Genomic DNA, 2,294 nt, shown 5'->3' on the forward strand with positions numbered 1-2,294 from the left:
GTGTAGGGAACTTCGGTGATGTCGGCGATGTAGATGTTGTCGGCAATGTGGAAGGTCGATTCACCGTCGTCGGCAGCGAAGAGCATCTTGCCGTCGGCAATGAAGATACCCTGGCACCAGTAGGGCATCGGGCGGCACTGCATCTTGGTGTAGTACTTGCCCGTCTCGAGGCTGTAGCAGTAGACGTAGCGGCTGTCCACCCAGTCCGACATCCAGATCATGTTCTTCTCCCGATCGACGGCCAGGCCCGAAACCTCCACCTGTCCCGATTCGGCGCACCAGGGAATGTCCTCGATCCACTCGAGCGTGTTGGCATCGTATACCGAGATGGCGATGTTGTAGCCGCGGCCATACTCGAACTTCTCGTTGCCGGTGTAGATCTTGCCGTTCCATACGTCGATGTCACCGAAGTGGTTGGCCTGCTCAGGATTCGGGAAGAGGGGATCTTCCGGGGTCTGTACGCGCTTCTGCACCAGATTCCACTCCTTGTCGAACTTGTAGAGACCGCGCGTGTCGGAGACGTAGTAGTAGTTCTCGTCGGCAGCGATGCCCTGACGTCCGGGAACCTGCACGACCTTCTTCAGGCGGTATTCCGTGCCGATGTGCTGTGCGCTTACGGTCGTAACCGATGCCACAAGAGCCAATGCAAATAACAACTTTTTCATAACAGTAAGGTTTTAAGGTGGTTGATGTCTTTATCGCTTGTGTTTAGAACTTGAACATGCCCATGATCTGCAGCTGCTCCGAGGAGTCGTATCCCAGGGCGTCCTTCGCGTCGCCGCTGTACATGAAGTGGCCGTAATTGACCTGCAGCTTCATGTTCTTGAAGATCTGGTAGGTGCAGCCCAGAAGGATGCGGTTGTAGTTGTTGGCCGTGCCGGTGTTTACGCAGTCCTCGTACATGTCCCAGCGGACGATCGGCAGGAACTTGCCCAGGTGCCAGCCTGCCAGCACGTAGGCGCCGTTCTCCTTGACGACGTCCACACCGCCCACGGCGCTCTTCATGTGACCGTATTCGGCGCGCAGGTTCAGCCCCTTCGGGTTGTCGTACCAGGCACCTACGACGAAGCGGTTCATGGGGTTGTAGCTGCCGCTTCCGACGCCCTTGCCGCCGGCCAGTTCGACCGACTTGTACTCACCCCAGTTATAGGTACCCTTGATGTTGAAGTACTTGAACGGACGGACCGTCAGGCTGACGTAGATGTCCTTCGACTGGTTGCTGTCGTCCTTGCACGGGATCGAGCCGTTGGTGATGGCCACGTCGTAGTGCAGGTAGCTGAAGCCCTTGCCCGAATCGAAGGCGTCGCCGATGAACATGATGCCCAGGTCGCGGCCGTAGTCCACGAGATTGTACTCGTAGGGGTTGCGGCAGGCCATGCGGTAGACGATGTTCGAGAAGTCCACGGTCTCGAGCGTTGCGGGCGAGATGTCGTAGTTCTCATAGCCCAGCGGGGTGTAGAACTGTCCGACGCGCACCTTGAACTCGGGAACGATCTTCCAGGTGGCAAAGGCATCCATCACCTGCAGGTTCTTCTGCCCGTTGCCGTTGGTCGAGCCTGAGATGCCGTTGAACGCCTCGATCTGCAGGCGGAAGTCCACCTTCTCGCCCACCTTGCCGTCGAGCAGCAGGCGCAGACGCTTGGCCTGGAACGACGACGTGGAGCTGTTTGCGTTCGAGGTGTAGTTCCAGCCCGACTGGAGGTATCCCGAGATCTTCGGCAGCTTCTCGAGGAACTTCTCCCATCCGGTCTTCTCCTTTTCTACGGCAGGAGCTTCGGCCGTCACGGTTTCCGCTGCAGGGGCCGGCTTCTCTTCCGGATTGGCCGACGCAAGTCCCGGGGCGATGAGGGCTCCGCACAACAGGAGCGCCCACATTTTCGTAGTCTTTTTCATAGGGTTAGGTTTAAGTTGGTTAGTAAAACAATTGTTTGAAGGGTTTGTTGATGGGGTGATGGGTGATTGAATGTTTTTTTGTTTTGTTGTGTAAGTTTGGGTTATGGTGATGTTTCGTGTTCAGTCCAGTTTGCCGCGGGCGCGCAGCAACAGTTCGCCGAAGACACCGATATCGCGCACCGTGACGGGCGGCTGCGGGTCGGAGGCCAATGCCGTTTCGAGGGTCGTTTCGCCCGAGAGGACCAGCACGCCGAGGCTTCCGGCATTGAGTGCCGTCTGCACGTCGGTGTAGATCCGGTCGCCGCACATGGCGATCTCTTCGGGGCGCAGGCCGTAACGCTCCCGGATGACCTGCAGCATCCCGGGATTGGGCTTGCCGATCACCACGTCGGGACAGCGGC

Annotated in this window: 3 protein-coding genes; all 3 read right to left on the minus strand. The window is 58.2% G+C overall.

Annotation, left to right across the window (positions count from 1 at the left end; genetic code table 11):
• Positions 1–665, minus strand: a 665-nt coding sequence (locus QZL63_RS05215; RefSeq protein ID WP_290586097.1) for a YncE family protein, incomplete at its 3' end; no start/stop codon positions are given.
• 43 nt (positions 666–708) lie between these two features.
• On the minus strand, positions 709–1,893 hold the full coding sequence (locus QZL63_RS05220) for a porin (protein WP_290586100.1): 1,185 nt from the start codon (positions 1,891–1,893) through the stop codon (positions 709–711).
• 120 nt (positions 1,894–2,013) lie between these two features.
• Positions 2,014–2,294: HAD hydrolase-like protein (locus QZL63_RS05225; RefSeq protein WP_290586103.1), on the minus strand; the 281-nt coding region annotated here is incomplete at its 5' end.

Origin of the sequence: Alistipes sp. CAG:268, from assembly GCA_000434235.1 — a bacterium.
GTDB classification, from domain to species: Bacteria; Bacteroidota; Bacteroidia; order Bacteroidales; family Rikenellaceae; genus Alistipes; species Alistipes avistercoris.